The organism is Bacillus sp. FSL K6-2869 (genome assembly GCF_040869405.1).
In the GTDB taxonomy this organism is placed as follows: Bacteria; Bacillota; Bacilli; order Bacillales; family Bacillaceae; genus Bacillus; species Bacillus altitudinis.
This window is the reverse complement of record NZ_CP152035.1, coordinates 2,824,785-2,842,537: the sequence shown is the minus strand read 5'-3', so window position 1 is coordinate 2,842,537 and position 17,753 is coordinate 2,824,785. Positions and strand designations below refer to the sequence as shown.

Sequence of the window (17,753 nt, the reverse complement as noted above, 5' to 3'; positions counted from 1 at the left end):
GAATCGCCATTTGCACCATCAATAGAACCACTGTATAGTTGAGGAAAGTTTTTCCTTCCTGTCTGAACAAAAAGAAAGAGCGGTCATCCGCTCTTTCTTACTCTTCTACAAGCCCGCTGTCGTAAGCAAGCTGTCCAATATACTGATGCATGTCATTGGGCATGTCGGAAACATGTCCGTATTCATAATCCCAAAGATTTAAAAAGGAGTGAGCTGCTAGATAAAATGCAGCCTCGTCCGCGTCCTGAATTTCTTCAAGAAACGTTTGAGCAAGCCGATCGTTTTTCAAAGCGAAGCGCCTCCTTTAATGAGACTTAAAGGTCTTGAGGTTTAAACGTTTTACAGTCAGTTTCTTCACTTTTCTCAGCCGTATTTCCTGTATGGCTGACGACATAAATTGCATCTGCACCACAACGATTTCCAGCATTCCAGTAGGAACAGTTGTTTACTTCACAAAGGATTTTTTGACTCATACAGATGACCTCCTTTTGAGTATGTCTTTCATCTATAATGTAACCGAAGTAAGGGGCGTTCATTCATGTTAATCTTCCTGACGAATATAACGCTTATCTTTCATAAACAATTTCCAGAAGAAGTAGAACCCAGGGAATAGGATGATAAACCCTACAATATACGTAATAAATAATGCCCTAAATGTGACGGGATCTGTAAACCCAGACATGATGGTAATATCAGGATAGGCCATATAGGGCAAATGCGCATGTCCATACACATAGCTTGCTAAGAAATATTGAATTGTAATGGCGATAACCGCTAAACGTGGTCTCCCTTTCCGATGTTTAAAGCGGCTGTTTGGTAAAAATAGAGCCAAACCTGCAAGCAAAAACATGAGCAGAGAAACAAGCAGGATCGGGATGTTCTGCATCATTTTTGTGAACAGCCAATTGGCCTCACTTCTCAGTGTGAGCATGATAAAGAAAGCCATCATGAGAGAAAGCGGACCTGTAATCAGTGCTCCTCTTCTATAAATGTTATAAGCCTCATCTTCGTTTGCAACATTAGAAAAATCAGCTAAAAGCAAAGATGAGAGGAAAAGGGTACTGAAAATCGCAAAACCTACGAAAGAATAGACATTTGCGCTTGTAAAGACCAATCCTAAATCTAATGAGTAGACATTATTCTCCTGAAAGATGAATCCACCATGTGTAATGGGGAGAACCATGATGAGGATGGACGGAATAATAAAGCCGCTAATTCCTGAAATATATGTCACGGCTTTTCTATATTTTTTAGGCAGTGAATGAGAGAAGACGAGAAATCCGCTTCGCAGTGCTAGAAGCAACAAAATAATGCTGCCGGGTATTAATAGAACAGTGCCTAGCACAAATGTTGCACCTGGAAACAGGCTAAACAAGGCAACGACGATGGCCACAATGAAGACGTTTGTTACTTCCCAAGTGGGAGAAAGATACTTATTTGCGATATTTGCGGCCTTTGTCTGCTCTTTGTTCATGTAAATCATTGACCAAAATCCTGCACCGAAATCCATTGATGCCATCACTGCATAGATAAACACGAATCCCCATAAGATGGTGATTGCAATGAGTGCATCAGTTGTTACATCCATTTGCATCAAGATCGCTCCCTTTTTAAGATTCTGTTAACCGTAAGTCTTCTTCAATTGAATGTTTTCTAAAGTAGTACGTCAGTACAATCACAGTTGCGATGCCTAAAATGAGATAGACAATGGCAAAAAGGATGAAAAGTGTACCGATAGATCCTGATGATGTGACGACTTCAGAGGTTTTGAGCATTCGATAAATCACCCATGGCTGACGGCCTGTACAGGCAAAGATCCAGCCAAATTCAATCGCCAAAAGACTAAGAGGCCCGCCAAATAAATAAAGGACAAGCAGCCATTTTGGATAATGGTCGCGTTTTAAAATTTTGCGGTAAAACAGTGCTAACACAGCAAAGAAAATGAGCAATGAGCCGATAATGACCATTCCGTTAAATAATGTGTGAATAAATAAAGGCGGCCACTCGTCCCTAGGAAAATCATTTAACCCTTTAACCACAGTATCAAAGCTATTTCCTGCAAGAAAACTAAGTGCCCAAGGGATTTCGATAGCTCCTTTGATTTCTTGCGTATTGGCATCAGTAAAACCGCCAATGGCTAGAGGCGCATGTGATTGCGTTTCAAATAAACCTTCAGCACCCGCTAATTTTTCAGGCTGATATTCATACAGAAGCTGAGCTGATTCGTGACCGTTTAAGGCTGTGAGAAAAGAGAAAAGTCCGCCTACAATCAGTCCGAGAAAAAGGGCTTTTCGATGAAAGGTATAGAGCTTTTCGTTTTTTCTTGTTTTCAACATTTTAAATGCAGCGACAGAAGCAATGACAAAAGCGCCTGTTGTAAAAGCAGACAGTACGACGTGAGTAGCAGTTACAACAAAACTAGGATTGAAAAATGCCTTCCAAGGTTCGATATTCGTTATTTCTCCATTGACCATTTGAAAGCCAGCGGGTGTTCCTTCAAAAGCATGTACGTTTGTAATGAGAATCGCTGAAGCTGCTGCACCAATGACAACGAAAATAACGGTAATGATGCGCATGGCTGGTGATAAACGATCTGCTGCGTACACATAAATAGACATAAATAATGCTTCAATAAAGAAAGCATAAATTTCTATTTGAAATGGCAGTGACATGACTTTTCCGATGACCTCCATAAAACCAGGCCATAGAAGGGCAAGCTGCGTACCAGCAATGGTACCGGTTGGAATGGCAACACCTAACAGAACAGCCTGCGCTTTTGTCCATCGTTTGGCCATGATGGCATAATGCGGGTCCTTCGTTTTTTGAAAGATGAGTTCAGCTAACAAAATCATTAGCGGGATGCCTACGCCAAGCGAGGCATAAATAATATGGAAGCCCATTGTTGTGCCGAACAGACTTCTAGCTAAAACGAGATCAGTCAATTTTTTCTCCGCCTTTCTTATCGCATCTCTTTTGATGGTGTTTATTATTCTCCACCATTTTTAGATTATTCTTCCTGACTAAGAAAGCTTGTTTTTTGACAAGTTGTAAAAGGGGGGAGTAGAATATAACTATAAAACGTAATCATTACGTTTTAATGATGAAGGGAGTTTTGACATTGAAAAGAAATATTCATCCAACCTCACATGAAGTTGTATTTATGGACGTAAACAGCGGTTACCGCTTCTTAAGTAGATCAACAAAGACATCACATGAGACCGTAGAGTGGGAAGATGGGAAGACTTATCCTGTCATTAAAGTAGAGACAAGCTCTGATACGCATCCATTTTATACAGGACGCCAGAAATTCGGAGAAAAAGGCGGCAGAGCGGAGCAGTTTAAGAAAAAATATCAAATGTAAACAAAGAAACACACCTGATCATGGTGTGTTTTTTTGTGCAGTAAAAAACCCCGGCTGATCGCACGGGGTTCATGAATTCATTCAACATTTAAAGCTGTTTTTAATGTGTTTAAATTTTGTTTCATTAAGCTGACATAGCTTTCGCCATTTTTAGCATCATCTTCTGTAATGGATTCTAGATTTTTCAGTGTAAGGCTTTTTGCCCCAATTTCACTGCGAATCGTATCTGATACTTTACTGCTGACGTTATTTTCAAAAATGACATACTTGATGTGATGCTTTTCTGCCTGTTGTACGATATTTTCAAGCTGTTTTTGGGAAGGCTCTTCAGAAGCAGAGAGTCCTAGTACACTGATTTGCTCAATGCCATAGCGTTTTTCCCAGTAGCCGTATGCTGCGTGAGAAACAAGAATTTCTTTATGTTCTGCTTTAGATAACGTTGTTTTGAATTCCTGATCTAACGATTGTAATTCTTTTTTTAGTGATTCATAGTTTTTTGTGTATTCGTCTTTATGATCTGGATCTAGTGAAACGAGTGTGTCTTTAATGTTTTTTGCCATTTGCTGTGCATAAACAGGGTCTAGCCATGCATGGGGATCTTTATCTCCGTGGTCGTGTCCATCATGGTCATGATCTTCACCTTCATGATCGTGATCATGGTCCTCCCCTTCTTCATGAGCATGTTCTTCTTGTGTTGATAATAGCTTGATGCCTTCGGCTGCTTTCACTGTTTTCACGCCTTGGTCTTTTAATGTAGAAGCCGTTTTATCAGCAAATGCTTCAGCACCTGTTCCGCTGTAAATAAAGGCATCTCCTTCAGCCATTTCAACCATCGTTTTTGAACTTGGTTCAAAGCTGTGTGCATCTGCATTGGCAGGGTACACACTTTGAGCGTTCACGTGAGAGCCGCCAATTTTTTCAGTGAAATCTTGAATAGGGAAGATCGTCGTGTAAATGGTTAATTTCCCGTCTGCTTTTCCTTTTGAAGCATTTGTCCCCGCACTGCTTGAGCAAGCGGCAAGACCGACCGCTAATAAAGCAGCTGTTAAAATAAAAAAGATTTTTTTCATCTAAGAATGTCTCCTCTCAACCTATTAGATAGAAATAATTACGATTTAATGTCCTGAGTTATTGTATCGTAATAATTACGATTTGAAAAGAGGAAAATAAAAAATTTTCATCAGAAGATGTTTCCTCTAAAAAAATAGACGTCAAAACGTGACGAAATTTAAAACATTGTGCTATATTTATTTTTAAAAAAAGAAAAAGGAATGGACAAACTTATGAAACTTTTAGACGAAATCATCGAATATAACCAACAATTTATTGAAGAGAAGCGATATGAAGAGTTTACAACAACGAAGTTTCCACAGAAAAAAGCTGTCATTCTATCATGTATGGATACAAGACTTGTTGAACTGCTTCCACGCGCCATGAACATGAAAAATGGCGATATTAAAATTGTCAAAAGTGCTGGCGCTCTTGTTTCTCACCCATTTGGAAGTATTATGCGAAGCATTTTAGTGGCTGTTTATGAATTGAATGCTGACGAGGTGTACGTCATTGGGCATCACGATTGCGGGATGAGTAAAATAGACAGCGAAACACTCTTAAATAAAGCCATTGAGCGTGGTATTCCAGAAAAACGGATTGAAGTACTGGAATACTCAGGAATCGATTTTCAACAGTGGCTCAAAAGCTTTAGCTCAGTTGAAGAAAGTGTGAAAGACAGTGTATCTGTCGTTAAAAATCATCCGCTTCTTCCATCTGATGTGCCTGTACATGGTCTTGTCATTGATCCTGGAACAGGTAAGCTTGACTTAGTTGTCAATGGTTATGAAGAAAAGTAAGTTATTTTTCCTTTTTAGGCGGGACCGGATCCATGCCTCCAGGATGCAGCGGGTGACATTTTAAAATTCGCTTAATCGTGAGCCAGCCGCCTTTTAAAGCGCCATGCGTTTTGATCGCCTCTAGCCCGTAGTTTGAGCAAGTGGGGTAAAACCTGCAGCTCGGCGGTGTTAGAGGGGAAATGCATTTTTGATAAAAGCGAATGATGCCGATAAAAATTTGTTTCATAGAGGTTCCTCCTTGTCTGTCTTTTCACAGTATAAGAAAAAAGGACAAGGAAGGGAAGTTTTATAAACTAAACTGGTCGGAACAATATGTTATAATATAGGAAATTGCAATTATAGGAGTGGTGATTAATGCCTTCAGTCGAAAGCTTTGAACTTGACCATAATGCTGTAAAAGCACCTTACGTTCGTCATTGCGGCGTTCATAAAGTGGGATCAGATGGGGAAGTGAACAAATTTGATATCCGTTTTTGTCAGCCAAACAAGCAGGCAATGAAACCTGATACGATTCATACATTAGAGCATTTACTTGCGTTTAATATTAGAACACACTCAGAGAAATACGATCATTTTGATATCATTGATATTTCTCCAATGGGCTGCCAGACTGGCTACTATTTAGTTGTCAGCGGTGCACCGACACCAAGAGAGATCGTTGAACTGCTTGATGCAACATTCAAAGATGCAGTGGAAGTAACAGAAATTCCTGCTGCAAATGAAGAGCAGTGCGGTCAAGCGAAGCTTCATGATCTTGAAGGAGCAAAACGTTTAATGCGTTTCTGGCTGTCTCAGGATCAAGAAGAGCTATTAAAAGTATTTGGATAATCAGTAAGATGATGAACCGGACATATTGAATGTCCGGTTTTTTATATGAAATGAAACGAGAGCTGTTAAAATAGGGGATATTTGTTAAAATGGACATGTCAGTAAAAAAAGGGGGATACACGAATGCGGAAAATGGTAGGAATCATTTTGATGCTCGCATTACTTAGTGCATGTGGAAACTCGGCAGCGAGCAATGACAAGGGAGAAGTGCCTGAGCTATTAGAAGTCAAACTAACAGGGCCGGAGCAAGTGGAGAAAAATGAAAACGTTATCGTAAAAGCAGCTGTCACATATGGTGATACGCCTGTTGATGATGCAGATGATGTTCAATTTGAAGTGTGGAAAGATGGCGACAAGGATAACAGCAAGATGATTCAGCCAAAGAAAAAGGAGAAAGGTGTATATGAATTGCATACAGCTTTCAAACAAGATGGCCTTTATATCATACAAGTCCATGTGACAGCTAAACAGCAGCATAATATGCCGAAGACAAACATCCATGTAGGTGATGTGAAAAAAGAGAGTTCATCTACTGAAGAAGAAGATACCTCACATCATTGAAAGCGGTTTTATTTTGGGTTAGGACGTTGGTTTGGTTCAGCATCCTGTGGTGAATCGACTTTATGCTTGTAATCATAAGCCTTTGATGTCGTCCACAGTGATAAAAAGACAACGATTGAGATAATGATAAAGCTGATAATCCCAAGTAACAGCATCTAACTCCCTCCTTATTTCCATATTAACATATATTTCATGCGGTCAAAATAGAAGAAAATGATGGCAGGTTTCAGTATAATAAAAAAAGGGTAATCCCATACTAAACGCAACTACATAAGGAGGAATCAACATGTCTGAAAAATTATTAAACGTCGTCAATAAACAAGTAGCAGATTGGACTGTGCTTTACGTAAAATTACATAACTATCACTGGTATGTAAAGGGAAAAGATTTCTTTACACTCCATGAAAAATTCGAGGAACTTTATACAGAAACAGCGACATACATTGATGATTTGGCTGAGCGTATGCTTGCTTTAAATGGACAACCTGTTGCGACAATGAAAGAGTGCTTAGAAATTTCTAGCATTCAAGAAGCGGAAGGCAATGAATCAGCCGAGCAAATGGTGAAAAATCTGTATGATGATTTCTCTAATATTGCAGAAGAACTTAAGCGAGGCATGGAGCTGGCTGCAGAAGTTGGCGATGAAACAACAGGCGATATGCTGCTTGCGATTCATCAATCCATTGAAAAACACAACTGGATGCTAAAAGCATACTTAGGATAAGCGAATGTGAAAGGAATGTCGATCATCAAACAGATCGGCATTCTTTTTTTGTGGATTTGTGACAGACAGCCCATTGAATTGATGGGGCTTTCAGCCGAAGAGAAAAGGGAAGGGAGGGGAGAAGATGTCCTCAATTGCAGGAATGATGAGCCAGCAAGTGGCGAGTATTCAAAAAACACTTAATATCAGTTTATTGAATTCACAGCTTGCCACGAACACAGCCCAAGCCATGGTGATGCTCGATCAAGTGCAGCAGCAGCCTCAAGCTGTTCAGCCCAAAGATTCAGACGCTACGTTTATTGATGTCAGAGTTTAACCAAGAAAGCCGCCGTCACAGGCGGCTCTTTTTATGCGCTTCACGAATTTTTTGAACAGCTAACCATGCCTTTATTTTTTGTCGTCCAAGCTATTCATCAAATGCGGCATATACTATTGAGGTAAGAAGTTCCACTATGAAAGGATGTTGATGCCAAGTGAGCAAGGATTTAGGCATCTTTTCGTTGTTTACAGTCAGTTTGTCGGCAATGGGCTTTCTGTTTGGTGGAGCAGGATATTTACTCATGATATTAGTGACACTCATGGCTATAGAATTAATTTGTTCAAGCCTAAGAGAATCTGTGACTGGACAACTTACGATGAAGCGTTTTTTGACCAGGCTTGTTCGAAAGGTTGTGACGATCTCTTTAATATCCATGGCACATTTCTTCGATGTCATGCTGAAGACTGGGGGGACAATTAAGGATTTAGCGCTCATCTTTTATATTATTTATGAATCGTACCAGATTGTCTCAACAGCCAGAGCTCTCGGAATTCCCATTCCACAGTTGTTTATTGATGTGTTAGACATGATTAAAAATAAATTGCGCAAAAAGCCGTAATTTCTTCATATCTGGTCATACTAAAGGAAAAAGGATGAATCAGATGGCGAGACACACATACTATGTATCCGTTCAAGACGGATCAATCTCACAGCACAGAGACGCGGCTGCTTGGCAATTTCAGATAGAAGCAGATGATGACCAAATCTTGCAGTTAAGAGAGTATTTTGATGAACAGTATATGACAGATTGGAAAGGTTTTTTTCGGGCGCATGTTCCATTTCTTGAATATCATTATGATAGTCCAAACGACGAAATGGATAGGAAAAGAAAAGAGATTTACTCGATGATTCATGATCTCGGTAACGAAGAGACAAAGAACTTTATTGAGACCAATGGACTGATGAATTGAAAAAGCATGTAGACAAACCCTCGCATCCTTTGTCAGGTGCTCATGAATGTCAAATTCGCTCCGCGCCAGTACTCGTTTTTCCTAGACTGCATTGGTTTTCTATCACGCTGAAAAGAAGACAAAAGGCTAAAAGAAAGTTCATTTTAGCCTTTTGTCAACGATCTGAAAGTATGTAGAGACATTCTACATACTTTTATTTTCGAGGCTGTAAGATACCGCCGATTAGATCACTGATTCCGCCTCTATTTTCCTGCTGTGAGTTGGTGATTTCGTGTGAGGTACTCTGACTCTGGGGTTTGTACCGGTTATCATCTATCCCGACCCGCATTCCAGATGTTCGTTCAGATGGCTGGATAATCACAATTTGGTCCTGTTCATGAAATTCAAACAAGTAGGATTCGCCTGATGTTTGTCCAATGAACGTTTTCCAGTTCACATCTAATTTGACTTTCGGTGCTTTGCCCGTCCAAGCGACAATGGCGTCAGGATCTACACGGCAAGGTGCTTTTAAAATCAGCGGGTTTCCATTTGTTTTGATGGCAACCTGCGCCCCGTGACCTTGATACGAGAGCTTTGAAGTAAATAGCCCTTTCTGTGATAAAATCCCAACGCCTACTGGTGTCACGCCATAGTGACATTCTTCAGTAAAGGCAAGTAAATCTTCACTTTCCACGCTAACATGTTGCCAAGGACCGTTCGGCTCAAGATTGATGACGGTCACATGCTCGCTAGAATCAGCCAAGTAGCAAGTGCCTTGTCCACTCACTTCCATCATCTCAAGGTTTTCACCTGTTAATTTTCTGCTAATATGATTAAATACTTGGCTGACCATATTCCCTTTATTCGTCCCAAGTAATCGTTTACGGTATTGAAATGTACCTTGATCGGCAATCATAGCGCCTTTTTTGGCAAAAAAGATCCCGTTGCCTTCTGCTTGTAAGGTCAGTTCTTCGATCGTGTTGAAATGAAATCCCATTTGTGCCAGCTCCTTTTCTTTGTCAAGATGTGAATCCGTAGATGCGGCATAGGTCGTTTAAATCAAGGGTCGTACCTTGTCCGGTTGCGGTGATTTTCCATTCGTTCTCAACTCTCGTTAGTTCAGCACAAATGATGGATGTACAAAATGAATAATCCTCTGTTAACTGAAAGGTACAAATCTCCTGTTGTGTGATTTGATCTGAAAGGCGCAAGTAGGCATTGGTCACCTGTCCAAAATGATGTGCCCGCTCGTGTGCATCATGTATCGTGGCTGTTACGACGATTTTCTGAATATCGGGTGAGACTCTGCTCAGCTGCATAATGATGATCTCATTATCCCGATGGCCTCCGCCGACCTGATGATCACCTAGATGGCGAACAGCTCCATCTAAGCTTTGCTGCTGATGATAATAGATCAGGTGTTTTGGAGACAGAAGCTTGTCCTCTTCATTTAAAAGAAACACTTGCGTATCTAAATCAATTGGCTGACCAGATAAGTCCCAGCCAAGTCCGATATGAATTTGATCTACATTTGGATTGTCTTTTGTTAAATCTAACTTTTGTCCTTTCATGAGGTGTTTCTTCACTGCCTCAAGAGAAGCGTCTTCTTTCTCGTGTTGCCTCATTGGCCATGCTTTGTTATTTTCTTGTTTTGATCCATTTGTGATGCTCATGTTGGTTTCCTCCTCGTCTGTGTAGGACAAACACTTATTGATTTACGTCATCATGGGCAAAAGGTTTCATGATTAAAATGGGATGAGGATGGAGATGATAAAAAGGTTTTAGCAAGAATACTTATTTTACATACAGACGAGATAGAAGCACTCGTTTGTTTCACTTTTCATAAAAATTCTTCAGAGAAATGTGATCTGTGGTATGATGTTTTACAAGAAGCAAGGACAGGATATGAGGGATTTCACATGCATGTATTTAAAGATTATTATCATAATACGGTCAAGCTCTCTTTTGAAGAGCAGCCTTTTTCAAGTCATCCTAAGCATGTTTGGGCTATTTGCCGCTATCAAGGAAAATGGTTACTTACTGAACATGAGGATCGAGGCTACGAGTTTCCAGGAGGGAAAGTAGAGCCAAATGAAGAAGCAGATCAAGCCGCTATACGAGAGATTCACGAAGAGACGGGTGCTGTTGTTCGTGAATTAACGTATATTGGTCAATATCAGGTGCTTGGCAGAGAGAAAGTCATTGTCAAAAATATTTATTTCGCCGATATTGAAAGGCTCGTCAAGCAGGACACGTATTTTGAAACGAAAGGACCCGTTCTTTTCGCAGACTTACCAAGATCCATCGCAAAAAATAAAAATTTCAGTTTTATTATGAAAGATGATGTCTTGAGGCAAAGTCTTGCTTATTTAGAAAAGAACGGTTTGATTCGTTAAAAAAAGCGTAGGGAAATGACCCTGCGCTTTTTATTTTTGCAGAAAACGGCGCTCTAGCCATTCAACAAGCTGATACATGATGGTGGCGAAGACGGCGATAATGAAAAGACTTAAGAACACGAGTGTAAAGTTGAAGACTTGAAAGCCATAGATGATCATATAGCCGAGTCCTTTTGAGGAAACAAGGAATTCTCCCACAATGACCCCAACCCAAGAAAGACCAACATTGACCTTAATGGCAGAGATCATCGTTGGAATACTTGCTGGCAAAATGACCTCACGGAAGACCGTTCTTTTTTTCGCGCCAAAGGTTTTCATGACTTTTAAATAATTCTCATCGACTTCTTGAAAGGCTGTATAAATGACGATGGTGGTAATGATCACACTGATAATGGCACCCATCGCGACAATGCTGATCATGCCTGGTCCAAGGGCAACAATTAAAATGGGGGCGAGAGCGACTTTCGGCATCGCATTTAAAATAACCAAATAAGGATCTAGAACATTTGCAAGACGGGTGGACCACCATAAGGCGGCGGCTAATAAAATGCCGCAAAAAGTACCAAGTAGAAAGCCGAGCACTGTTTCAAATAGCGTAATGCTCATATGATTAATTAATGAACCATCTGATAATTTTTGTACAAACAATTGGCAGACGGCAGATGGTGAACTGAAAATGAGCGGGTCAATCAGTCTGAAATGGCTCGCAAGCTCCCAAAGTGAAAAGAAACTGGCGAAAATGATCAACTGGTAGACTCGCGTCATGCGTTTTTCCATTCGAACTTTTTTTCGATAGGCTTCATGTAAAAGATCACTGTGTTTCAACTGTCTTCAGCTCCTTCCAAATCGTTTGAAAGAGCTCTTGGAAACTGGCTGTCTGTCTCGCTTCAAAAGGAGAGAGCGTCCTCAGATCATCGGGAACGGTAAACATTCGCTGGATAGAGCCGGGATGCTTTGAGAATAAGAAAATGCGATCACTCATCGCAATGGCTTCGCCGATGTCATGCGTGACAAGAACAGCCGTTTTTTGGTAGTTTTTTAATGTGTGAAAGACGAGGTCTTCTAATGTCAGTTTCGTCTGGTAATCTAGTGCTGAAAATGGCTCATCTAGCAGAAGCAGACCGGGATCAACTGCAAGCGTTCGGGCGAGAGCCGCACGTTGCCTCATCCCGCCTGACAGCTCTTTCGGGTATTTTTCTTCGACATCATTGAGTCCAAGCTTTGGCAGTAAGCTCAGGGCAGCTGAGGTGGCTTCATGTGAATCTTGTTTTGCAATTTTTAACCCGAGAATGACATTTTCTTTGATCGTTTTCCATGGGAACAAATAATCTTGCTGGAGCATATAACCGATTTGATGCTCCTGTTGATTCGGTTCTTTTCCTTCGATTAAAATTCGACCTTCAGAGGGTGGCGTAATGCCTGCGATGATGGAAAGCAAGGTTGTTTTCCCGCAGCCGCTAGGACCAATAAATGAGATGAATTCACCTTGAGTGATCTCCATATTGATGTGCTGTATGGCCGTTGTTTTTTCTTTTAAAGAGAAGTACGTGTGGGTCACATGGTCAATTTGAAGGAAAGACATGTGCTACCTCCTGTTCTATTTGTGATCTGTGACCTTCTTGGCAATGGATGAATCGACAAGTTGTTTGTACGGGATAAATTCCGGCAGTTCACCACTTGCCTTCATGATTTCCTGTAATTTGTTCCATTCCTCTTCATTTAGAAGGGGATCTGTTGCATAGGAGTTCTGCTGTTTGTAGCGTTTGATAGCTGTTGATAAGACATCAAGGTCTGTATCAGGAAATTGAGATTGGATTGTCTTGGCAATCTCCTCAGGGCTCTTTGCTTTGACCCATTTTTGCGCTTTGTAAATGGCACGAGTAAAGGCTTCAGCTGTCTCTTTGTTTTCTTCTAAGTAACTCTTCTTTGCCATAAAGGTGGTATAAGGCACCTTGCCGGAAGCCTCACCAAAGGAGGCGGTAATGTACCCTTTGCCTTCTTTTTCAATTAAGGAAGCTGTCGGTTCGAATAACTGCACAAAATCGCCAGTTCCAGAGGAAAAAGCACCTGAAATGTTGGCAAAATCAATATTTTGAATCATGCGAAGATCTTGTTTCAAATCAATGCCTTCTTTTTTCAGGACATATTCACCGACCATTTGCGGCATGCCGCCTTTCCGTTGTCCGAGAAAGTCTTTTCCTTTCAATTGATCCCAAGAAAATTGATTGATTTTTTCCCTTGAAACAAGAAATGTACCGTCTGTTTGTGTCAGCTGTGCAAAGTTCATGACAGAGTCTTTCGTGTCTTGTGCTTCCACATAAATAGAAGATTCAGATCCGGTCAGAGCGATATCAGCGCCGCCGGATAAGAGAGCTGTCATTGTTTTATCGCCGCCCCAAGTGGTTTTTAATTCAACCTCTAAGCCTTCATCTTTGAAAAATCCTTCGGATAGGGCGACATAAAGCGGTGCATAAAAGACCGAATGGGTCACCTCGGCTACTTGTACGGTCTGCTCTTGGTCTTTTTTACAGGCGACAAATGGAATAAAGAGCAGGACAACGAATATGAATGCCAGTCTGACTTTAATGGAACGATTCAAGAGTAATTCGCCTCCTTTGTTCTAGATCACTAATTAAAGTATGTCAAAAGGGATTTTTGGTGAGTGCCTAGATGAAATAAGAAGCGCATTGTTTATTTATAGAACGTGTCTTTTTTTCTATACTAGAAGCATGAATGCTTTCTTGAATTTGGCAGAAATAAAGGAGCGGTTTCGTGTATAGATTGAGTTGGGTATTTGTTGGTTGGTATGTAGTAGGTCTTATTTTAATGGTCTTTTTTGAAGTGCCGGCATGGCTTCAGTTTGCGAATGGTATCTTTCTTGTGCTTTACGCCTGCTGCGTCATTGAGATTGGCCGAAATATTTACGGGGCATGGAGCTTTGTGATCGTAAGAGCAGCCATTGTGGGTGTGTTGACGTTTACAGTTGAATGGGTGGGGATCACAACTGATTTTCCATTTGGGGCCTATGATTATTATCCGACGCTTGGATTTCTTGTGGCTGGAGTGCCTTTGACGATCGCTTTTGCATGGGTTGGGGTGTTTTTAAATAGTCTTTTTTTATCAAGACAACAATCGAAGTGGAAACGAGCCGTCGAAACGGGTATATGGATTGTACTGCTTGATCTCATATTAGATCCGGTAGCGGCTGAACGAAAGTTTTGGGTGTGGTATGACGGCGGAGGTTTCTTTGGTATCCCTTTTGAGAATTTTGTCAGCTGGGGTATCATTGGAGCAGGACTTTCATTTCTGTTCCCGCTTATATCAATTGATCAGCAGGCATTGCGCTGGAATGGGCGTATTTATCAGGCCATGGTGTTCTTCTTTGGTCTTTTAGCATTAAAGGGCGGGCTGGATGTCATTTTTTATTTAGCACTGATCATTGTCATCTTGTGTGAAGGAAGGGTTCGATTTGAAAGAAAGCGACAAAAACCGATCGTTTAGACGATTCTTTTATTTTTATCTTGAACGATATTTACTGAACAAACATTTTCGCTGTGTCATGATGAAAGGTACGGTTGACCCAAAGGAGAAGCATCCTGTTCTTTATCTTGCTAATCACAGTTCATGGTGGGATGGACTGATCATTTTTCTTTTAATAGAACAAATGTCTGAGCTGGATCATGCCATGATGATGGAAGAGAAGCAGTTGAAGCAATATGCTTTTTTTCAAAAACTTGGTGCATTTCCAGTTCATAAAGAGAAGCTGAAAAGTGTCAAGCAGGCATTAATGACCGCAAAGGAGAAGATGGAGGCTGGCGGGGCTGTGTGGCTCTTCCCGCAGGGGAAAATTATGCACCAAGACATAAGGCCGCTTGAACTGGAAGGCGGAGCTTCTTTTTTAGTCAGGCAATTTGAGCAGGTCGTCATCAAACCTGTGACGCTGCATTATACATTTAATCAATTTCAAAAACCGACGGTATCGGTTGAATTTGGAGAAGATGTCCTAGTAGCTGGCGGATCACTTCGGAGTAAGGAAGTAACAAGTTTACTCGGAGACCTGCTTGAAACACAGTTAAACGCACATCAAGCACAGGTTATTGCTGATCCAGATTTTTCAACAAACGAACAATTTAGGCAGGTGACAAGGACAAGCCGGTCAACTAGTGATGCGTTTGATTCCTTTAAAAAGTGGGTGAAAACATGGCGATCTTCTTAATTGTCATCAGTGTTTTGCTGCTCTGCCAATTGATGTTTACGATTTGGAATATGAAGCAATTTCCTGTACTCAAGCCGGCATCTCTTTCACCTGATGACCCCATTTCATTATCGATCCTCATTCCAGCGAGAAATGAAGAAAAACGGCTGGAAGCTTGCCTTCAGTCGATTGTTGATCAGCGTCTCCATCCGAAAGAGTTGATCGTGCTGGATGATCACTCGACAGATCAGACGAGAATGATTGCAGAGGGCTTCGCAGAGACATATCCATGGATTCGTGTGCAGTCAGGTCAAGTATTGAAGCGCGGCTGGCTTGGAAAATCATATGCTTGTTCCCAGCTTGCTGAGGCAGCATCTTCTGATTGGCTGTTATTTTTAGATGCAGATGTCCGCTTAAAGCAAGGAGCTATTGAAGCGGTGTACAAGCAGTTATGCATACAAAAAACGGGCATGCTTTCAGGTTTCCCAGAGCAAAAAACGGGAACGCCTTTTGAGCATCTTGTCGTTCCTATGATGATGTTTACGATTGGCTGTCATCTGCCAGTGAAGTGGGTCAGAACATCTCAACATCCCGCTTTTGCTGCAGCACATGGCGGCTTTATTGCCATTGAAAAGAACTGTTATCACGAAATAGGTGGTCATGAAGCGATCAAGGATTCTCTTGTGGATGATATGGCTTTGGCTAAACGAGTGAAAGCGAAGGGCTTTCCGTTCACACTGGCAAGTATTCATTCTTTTGTCTACATGAGAATGTATGAGAGTGGACAGGAAGTATGGGAAGGATATCGGAAAAATTTGTTCCCGGGAGTGAATCGAAACATTGCTTTGTTAAGCAGTGTCTTTTGTTTATACTCCGTCCTTTATGTAGTTCCTGTTATTTGCTTTATGATCGCACTGATTCATTTTGATGTGGTCAATCTCTGTTTAGCCCTTCTTTGCTACGGGCTGGGTGTATCCATTAAAGCGGTCATTGATATCGAAAATGGAAGAACGTCTACGATGGCCTTTTTATTGCCTGTCAGTATCATGAGCCTGATTGCCATTGGTTTTGCTTCTATGAAAATTGGGCTGAAAAAAGAAGGCTATGAATGGAAAGGAAGAAGGTACGAATGAAAAAAGTGATCATTATTGGCGGCGGACTTGGCGGGTTATCGGCTGCGATTCGCTTACAGTCACGCGGTTTCCAGGTCACCATTTTAGAAAAAGAAGCTTCTTTAGGCGGGAAATTACAACGCCATCAAGCGTCTGGCTACTCTTTTGATTTAGGACCAAGTACCATTACAATGAAGGCGTATTTTGAGGAAGTATTTACCTCCTGTCATAGACGAATGGAGGATTATGTGACGTTTTATCCGATTTTCCCCCTTACTAAAAACGTTTTTTCAGATGGACATACGGTCGAGTTTACGCCAGATATTGAGCAAATGGAATCACAAATTGCAGTTTTTAGTCCAGAGGATGCACAGCAATACCGGACATTTTTACAGGAATCGAAGAAGCTTTTTCAAATGGCAGAGGATCAGTTTTTAAATCGTTTATTATTGACCTGGAAGGATAAAGCGGATGTCAAGCTAATGAAAGCCCTTCTTGCTGTCAAACCTTTTACATCTGTTCAGCGCTTGCTGCGTCAATATTTTCGTCATCCTCATACATTGGCGATGTTTGGCCGGTATGCGACTTACATTGGCTCTTCTCCATACGAGGCACCTGCTATTTTTAATATGATGGCTTATTTAGAAGGAGAAAAAGGCATTTATGGTATTAAGGGCGGTACGTATCGTTTAGTTGAGGCATTTGAGACACTGGCAAAGGAATTGGGTGTCCAAATTCATCTCAATGAATCAGTCAAAAAGATTCATGTAAAGAATAAGCGAATCCAAGGAGTTGAAACAGATCAGCAGTTATATGAGGCAGACCAAGTCATTGCGGGGGCAGATGCACTGACTGTTTATCGCCAATTAATTGATGAAGAAGACCGCCCGAGCTTTGGAAATCAAAAACTGGCAAACATTGAGCCATCGTTATCAGGTTTTGTTCTTTTGTTGGGCGTCCCTAAAGTCTATGAACAACTGTCTCATCACAACGTGTTTTTTCCAGAGAATTATGAACAAGAATTCAAGGATATTTTTCAGAAAAAACAGCTTCCTCATGATCCGACGCTTTACATCTGTTATTCAGGTCATTCAGAGCCAGCTTTAAGCGGAGGACCAGGAAGAAGTAACTTGTTTGTATTGGCCAATGCGCCATATGTGACAAAAGAGCAAAATTGGGACATGCTAAAGGAGACATATGGCCAGCATATGAAAACAAAACTAAAGGAAAAGGGTCTCTTTGACCTTGACCAGCTTGTAGAATTTGAAGCGGTACAAACCCCGCTTGATTTGCAGCAAAAAACGGGAGCGTATCATGGGGCCATTTATGGCATGTCGTCAAACTCGTTCAAGCAGGCATTTTTTCGCATCAATAATCAATCAAAGGATATTGAAGGACTTTGGTTTGTTGGCGGCACAAGTCATCCAGGCGGCGGCACTCCGATGGTGACAAAATCAGGACAGCTCGTCGCAGAGGCCATTATCAAGCATTTGACGTAACACCGAATGAAAAGGAGA

Annotated in this window: 25 protein-coding genes; 13 read left to right on the top strand and 12 right to left on the bottom strand. The window is 41.1% G+C overall.

Annotated elements, in window-relative coordinates; translation table 11 throughout:
• Positions 1 to 97: 97 nt before the first annotated feature.
• The 4 genes from MHI58_RS14665 to MHI58_RS14650 all read right to left on the bottom strand — a co-directional run bounded on the left by MHI58_RS14665 (position 98) and on the right by MHI58_RS14650 (position 2,942).
• A complete protein-coding gene (locus MHI58_RS14665; protein WP_045034188.1) occupies positions 98 to 289 on the bottom strand; it encodes a hypothetical protein in 192 nt (63 codons plus the stop codon).
• A 25-nt stretch (positions 290 to 314) separates the two neighbouring features.
• Positions 315 to 473: a DUF1540 domain-containing protein gene (locus MHI58_RS14660; protein WP_008360682.1), complete on the bottom strand. Its 159-nt coding sequence runs from the start codon at positions 471 to 473 to the stop codon at positions 315 to 317.
• 68 nt (positions 474 to 541) lie between these two features.
• Complete coding sequence (locus tag MHI58_RS14655; protein ID WP_169476099.1) at positions 542 to 1,588, bottom strand: cytochrome d ubiquinol oxidase subunit II; 1,047 nt, start codon at positions 1,586 to 1,588, stop codon at positions 542 to 544.
• A gap of 22 nt (positions 1,589 to 1,610) precedes the next feature.
• Complete coding sequence (locus MHI58_RS14650) at positions 1,611 to 2,942, bottom strand: cytochrome ubiquinol oxidase subunit I (RefSeq protein WP_017358375.1); 1,332 nt, start codon at positions 2,940 to 2,942, stop codon at positions 1,611 to 1,613.
• A gap of 176 nt (positions 2,943 to 3,118) precedes the next feature.
• Here MHI58_RS14650 and MHI58_RS14645 point away from each other — a divergent pair, with 176 nt between their 5' ends.
• On the top strand, positions 3,119 to 3,361 hold the full coding sequence (locus tag MHI58_RS14645; RefSeq protein ID WP_024720420.1) for a type B 50S ribosomal protein L31: 243 nt from the start codon (positions 3,119 to 3,121) through the stop codon (positions 3,359 to 3,361).
• Between the two features lie 77 nt (positions 3,362 to 3,438).
• Here the strand turns inward: MHI58_RS14645 and MHI58_RS14640 are convergent, their stop codons facing one another.
• Positions 3,439 to 4,431, bottom strand: a complete 993-nt coding sequence (locus MHI58_RS14640) for a metal ABC transporter solute-binding protein, Zn/Mn family (protein WP_024719324.1) — start codon at positions 4,429 to 4,431, stop codon at positions 3,439 to 3,441.
• 213 nt (positions 4,432 to 4,644) lie between these two features.
• On the opposite strand from MHI58_RS14640, the gene MHI58_RS14635 reads away from it, so the two are divergent.
• A complete protein-coding gene (locus tag MHI58_RS14635) occupies positions 4,645 to 5,211 on the top strand; it encodes a carbonic anhydrase (protein WP_017358372.1) in 567 nt (188 codons plus the stop codon).
• Position 5,212: 1 nt separating this feature from the next.
• Here the strand turns inward: MHI58_RS14635 and yidD are convergent, their stop codons facing one another.
• The gene (gene yidD, locus MHI58_RS14630; protein ID WP_008342933.1) at positions 5,213 to 5,437 is read right to left on the bottom strand and encodes a membrane protein insertion efficiency factor YidD; all 225 of its coding nucleotides are present in this window, start codon (positions 5,435 to 5,437) and stop codon (positions 5,213 to 5,215) included.
• Between the two features lie 128 nt (positions 5,438 to 5,565).
• On the opposite strand from yidD, the gene MHI58_RS14625 reads away from it, so the two are divergent.
• Both MHI58_RS14625 and MHI58_RS14620 read left to right on the top strand, forming a co-directional pair.
• Positions 5,566 to 6,039, top strand: a complete 474-nt coding sequence (locus MHI58_RS14625; RefSeq protein WP_008342935.1) for an S-ribosylhomocysteine lyase — start codon at positions 5,566 to 5,568, stop codon at positions 6,037 to 6,039.
• Positions 6,040 to 6,162: 123 nt separating this feature from the next.
• Positions 6,163 to 6,600: a FixH family protein gene (locus tag MHI58_RS14620; RefSeq protein ID WP_017358371.1), complete on the top strand. Its 438-nt coding sequence runs from the start codon at positions 6,163 to 6,165 to the stop codon at positions 6,598 to 6,600.
• Between the two features lie 8 nt (positions 6,601 to 6,608).
• On the opposite strand, the gene ytzI is transcribed toward MHI58_RS14620, so the two are convergent.
• Entirely contained in the window at positions 6,609 to 6,755 is a 147-nt protein-coding gene (gene ytzI / locus MHI58_RS14615; RefSeq protein WP_017358370.1) for a YtzI protein, read from the bottom strand.
• A gap of 131 nt (positions 6,756 to 6,886) precedes the next feature.
• Between ytzI and MHI58_RS14610 the strand changes: the two genes are divergently transcribed.
• The 4 genes from MHI58_RS14610 to MHI58_RS14595 all read left to right on the top strand — a co-directional run bounded on the left by MHI58_RS14610 (position 6,887) and on the right by MHI58_RS14595 (position 8,554).
• On the top strand, positions 6,887 to 7,324 hold the full coding sequence (locus MHI58_RS14610; RefSeq protein ID WP_007501934.1) for a Dps family protein: 438 nt from the start codon (positions 6,887 to 6,889) through the stop codon (positions 7,322 to 7,324).
• A gap of 124 nt (positions 7,325 to 7,448) precedes the next feature.
• Positions 7,449 to 7,640 (top strand): hypothetical protein, encoded by a 192-nt coding sequence (locus MHI58_RS14605; RefSeq protein WP_008342942.1) that lies wholly within the window; start codon positions 7,449 to 7,451, stop codon positions 7,638 to 7,640.
• Between the two features lie 157 nt (positions 7,641 to 7,797).
• Complete coding sequence (locus tag MHI58_RS14600) at positions 7,798 to 8,202, top strand: holin family protein (RefSeq protein WP_008342944.1); 405 nt, start codon at positions 7,798 to 7,800, stop codon at positions 8,200 to 8,202.
• Between the two features lie 43 nt (positions 8,203 to 8,245).
• Positions 8,246 to 8,554 (top strand): hypothetical protein, encoded by a 309-nt coding sequence (locus MHI58_RS14595; protein WP_008342945.1) that lies wholly within the window; start codon positions 8,246 to 8,248, stop codon positions 8,552 to 8,554.
• A 193-nt stretch (positions 8,555 to 8,747) separates the two neighbouring features.
• On the opposite strand, the gene MHI58_RS14590 is transcribed toward MHI58_RS14595, so the two are convergent.
• The gene (locus tag MHI58_RS14590; RefSeq protein WP_008342947.1) at positions 8,748 to 9,530 is read right to left on the bottom strand and encodes an AIM24 family protein; all 783 of its coding nucleotides are present in this window, start codon (positions 9,528 to 9,530) and stop codon (positions 8,748 to 8,750) included.
• A gap of 22 nt (positions 9,531 to 9,552) precedes the next feature.
• Positions 9,553 to 10,206, bottom strand: coding sequence for a TerD family protein (locus MHI58_RS14585; protein ID WP_039168327.1), 654 nt, complete (start codon positions 10,204 to 10,206; stop codon positions 9,553 to 9,555).
• A gap of 246 nt (positions 10,207 to 10,452) precedes the next feature.
• On the opposite strand from MHI58_RS14585, the gene ytkD reads away from it, so the two are divergent.
• Positions 10,453 to 10,929, top strand: a complete 477-nt coding sequence (gene ytkD / locus MHI58_RS14580) for an RNA deprotection pyrophosphohydrolase (protein ID WP_008342951.1) — start codon at positions 10,453 to 10,455, stop codon at positions 10,927 to 10,929.
• 30 nt (positions 10,930 to 10,959) lie between these two features.
• On the opposite strand, the gene MHI58_RS14575 is transcribed toward ytkD, so the two are convergent.
• Genes MHI58_RS14575 through MHI58_RS14565 form a run of 3 tightly spaced genes read right to left on the bottom strand, consistent with a single transcriptional unit; the run spans position 10,960 to position 13,528 of the window.
• Complete coding sequence (locus tag MHI58_RS14575) at positions 10,960 to 11,754, bottom strand: ABC transporter permease (protein WP_007501924.1); 795 nt, start codon at positions 11,752 to 11,754, stop codon at positions 10,960 to 10,962.
• A complete protein-coding gene (locus MHI58_RS14570; protein WP_008342956.1) occupies positions 11,741 to 12,511 on the bottom strand; it encodes an ABC transporter ATP-binding protein in 771 nt (256 codons plus the stop codon). The genes MHI58_RS14575 and MHI58_RS14570 overlap by 14 nt, the downstream gene beginning before the upstream one ends.
• 15 nt (positions 12,512 to 12,526) lie before the next feature.
• Positions 12,527 to 13,528 carry an ABC transporter substrate-binding protein gene (locus tag MHI58_RS14565; RefSeq protein ID WP_024719321.1) on the bottom strand — a complete coding sequence of 334 codons (1,002 nt, stop codon included), beginning with the start codon at positions 13,526 to 13,528 and terminating at the stop codon, positions 12,527 to 12,529.
• Between the two features lie 173 nt (positions 13,529 to 13,701).
• Here MHI58_RS14565 and MHI58_RS14560 point away from each other — a divergent pair, with 173 nt between their 5' ends.
• Genes MHI58_RS14560 through MHI58_RS14545 form a run of 4 tightly spaced genes read left to right on the top strand, consistent with a single transcriptional unit; the run spans position 13,702 to position 17,735 of the window.
• Positions 13,702 to 14,430, top strand: coding sequence for a carotenoid biosynthesis protein (locus MHI58_RS14560; protein WP_138278910.1), 729 nt, complete (start codon positions 13,702 to 13,704; stop codon positions 14,428 to 14,430).
• Positions 14,399 to 15,145, top strand: coding sequence for a lysophospholipid acyltransferase family protein (locus MHI58_RS14555; protein ID WP_024719319.1), 747 nt, complete (start codon positions 14,399 to 14,401; stop codon positions 15,143 to 15,145). The genes MHI58_RS14560 and MHI58_RS14555 overlap by 32 nt, the downstream gene beginning before the upstream one ends.
• A complete protein-coding gene (locus MHI58_RS14550) occupies positions 15,130 to 16,257 on the top strand; it encodes a glycosyltransferase family 2 protein (RefSeq protein WP_268373025.1) in 1,128 nt (375 codons plus the stop codon). Before MHI58_RS14555 ends, MHI58_RS14550 begins: the two co-directional genes overlap by 16 nt.
• Positions 16,254 to 17,735 (top strand): NAD(P)/FAD-dependent oxidoreductase, encoded by a 1,482-nt coding sequence (locus tag MHI58_RS14545; protein WP_024719317.1) that lies wholly within the window; start codon positions 16,254 to 16,256, stop codon positions 17,733 to 17,735. The genes MHI58_RS14550 and MHI58_RS14545 overlap by 4 nt, the downstream gene beginning before the upstream one ends.
• Positions 17,736 to 17,753 lie beyond the last annotated feature (18 nt).

Excerpts from the sequence above, each read along its gene's own strand:
- ytzI (WP_017358370.1), bottom strand. The coding sequence starts at position 6,755 with ATGCTGTTACTTGGGATTATCAGCTTTATCATTATCTCAATCGTTGTC.
- MHI58_RS14570 (WP_008342956.1), bottom strand. The coding sequence starts at position 12,511 with ATGTCTTTCCTTCAAATTGACCATGTGACCCACACGTACTTCTCTTTA.
- MHI58_RS14635 (WP_017358372.1), top strand. The coding sequence starts at position 4,645 with ATGAAACTTTTAGACGAAATCATCGAATATAACCAACAATTTATTGAA.
- yidD (WP_008342933.1), bottom strand. The coding sequence starts at position 5,437 with ATGAAACAAATTTTTATCGGCATCATTCGCTTTTATCAAAAATGCATT.
- MHI58_RS14620 (WP_017358371.1), top strand. The coding sequence starts at position 6,163 with ATGCGGAAAATGGTAGGAATCATTTTGATGCTCGCATTACTTAGTGCA.
- MHI58_RS14595 (WP_008342945.1), top strand. The coding sequence starts at position 8,246 with ATGGCGAGACACACATACTATGTATCCGTTCAAGACGGATCAATCTCA.
- ytkD (WP_008342951.1), top strand. The coding sequence starts at position 10,453 with ATGCATGTATTTAAAGATTATTATCATAATACGGTCAAGCTCTCTTTT.
- MHI58_RS14625 (WP_008342935.1), top strand. The coding sequence starts at position 5,566 with ATGCCTTCAGTCGAAAGCTTTGAACTTGACCATAATGCTGTAAAAGCA.
- MHI58_RS14610 (WP_007501934.1), top strand. The coding sequence starts at position 6,887 with ATGTCTGAAAAATTATTAAACGTCGTCAATAAACAAGTAGCAGATTGG.
- MHI58_RS14605 (WP_008342942.1), top strand. The coding sequence starts at position 7,449 with ATGTCCTCAATTGCAGGAATGATGAGCCAGCAAGTGGCGAGTATTCAA.
- MHI58_RS14545 (WP_024719317.1), top strand. The coding sequence starts at position 16,254 with ATGAAAAAAGTGATCATTATTGGCGGCGGACTTGGCGGGTTATCGGCT.
- MHI58_RS14590 (WP_008342947.1), bottom strand. The coding sequence starts at position 9,530 with ATGGGATTTCATTTCAACACGATCGAAGAACTGACCTTACAAGCAGAA.
- MHI58_RS14585 (WP_039168327.1), bottom strand. The coding sequence starts at position 10,206 with ATGAGCATCACAAATGGATCAAAACAAGAAAATAACAAAGCATGGCCA.
- MHI58_RS14655 (WP_169476099.1), bottom strand. The coding sequence starts at position 1,588 with ATGGATGTAACAACTGATGCACTCATTGCAATCACCATCTTATGGGGA.
- MHI58_RS14550 (WP_268373025.1), top strand. The coding sequence starts at position 15,130 with ATGGCGATCTTCTTAATTGTCATCAGTGTTTTGCTGCTCTGCCAATTG.
- MHI58_RS14660 (WP_008360682.1), bottom strand. The coding sequence starts at position 473 with ATGAGTCAAAAAATCCTTTGTGAAGTAAACAACTGTTCCTACTGGAAT.
- MHI58_RS14640 (WP_024719324.1), bottom strand. The coding sequence starts at position 4,431 with ATGAAAAAAATCTTTTTTATTTTAACAGCTGCTTTATTAGCGGTCGGT.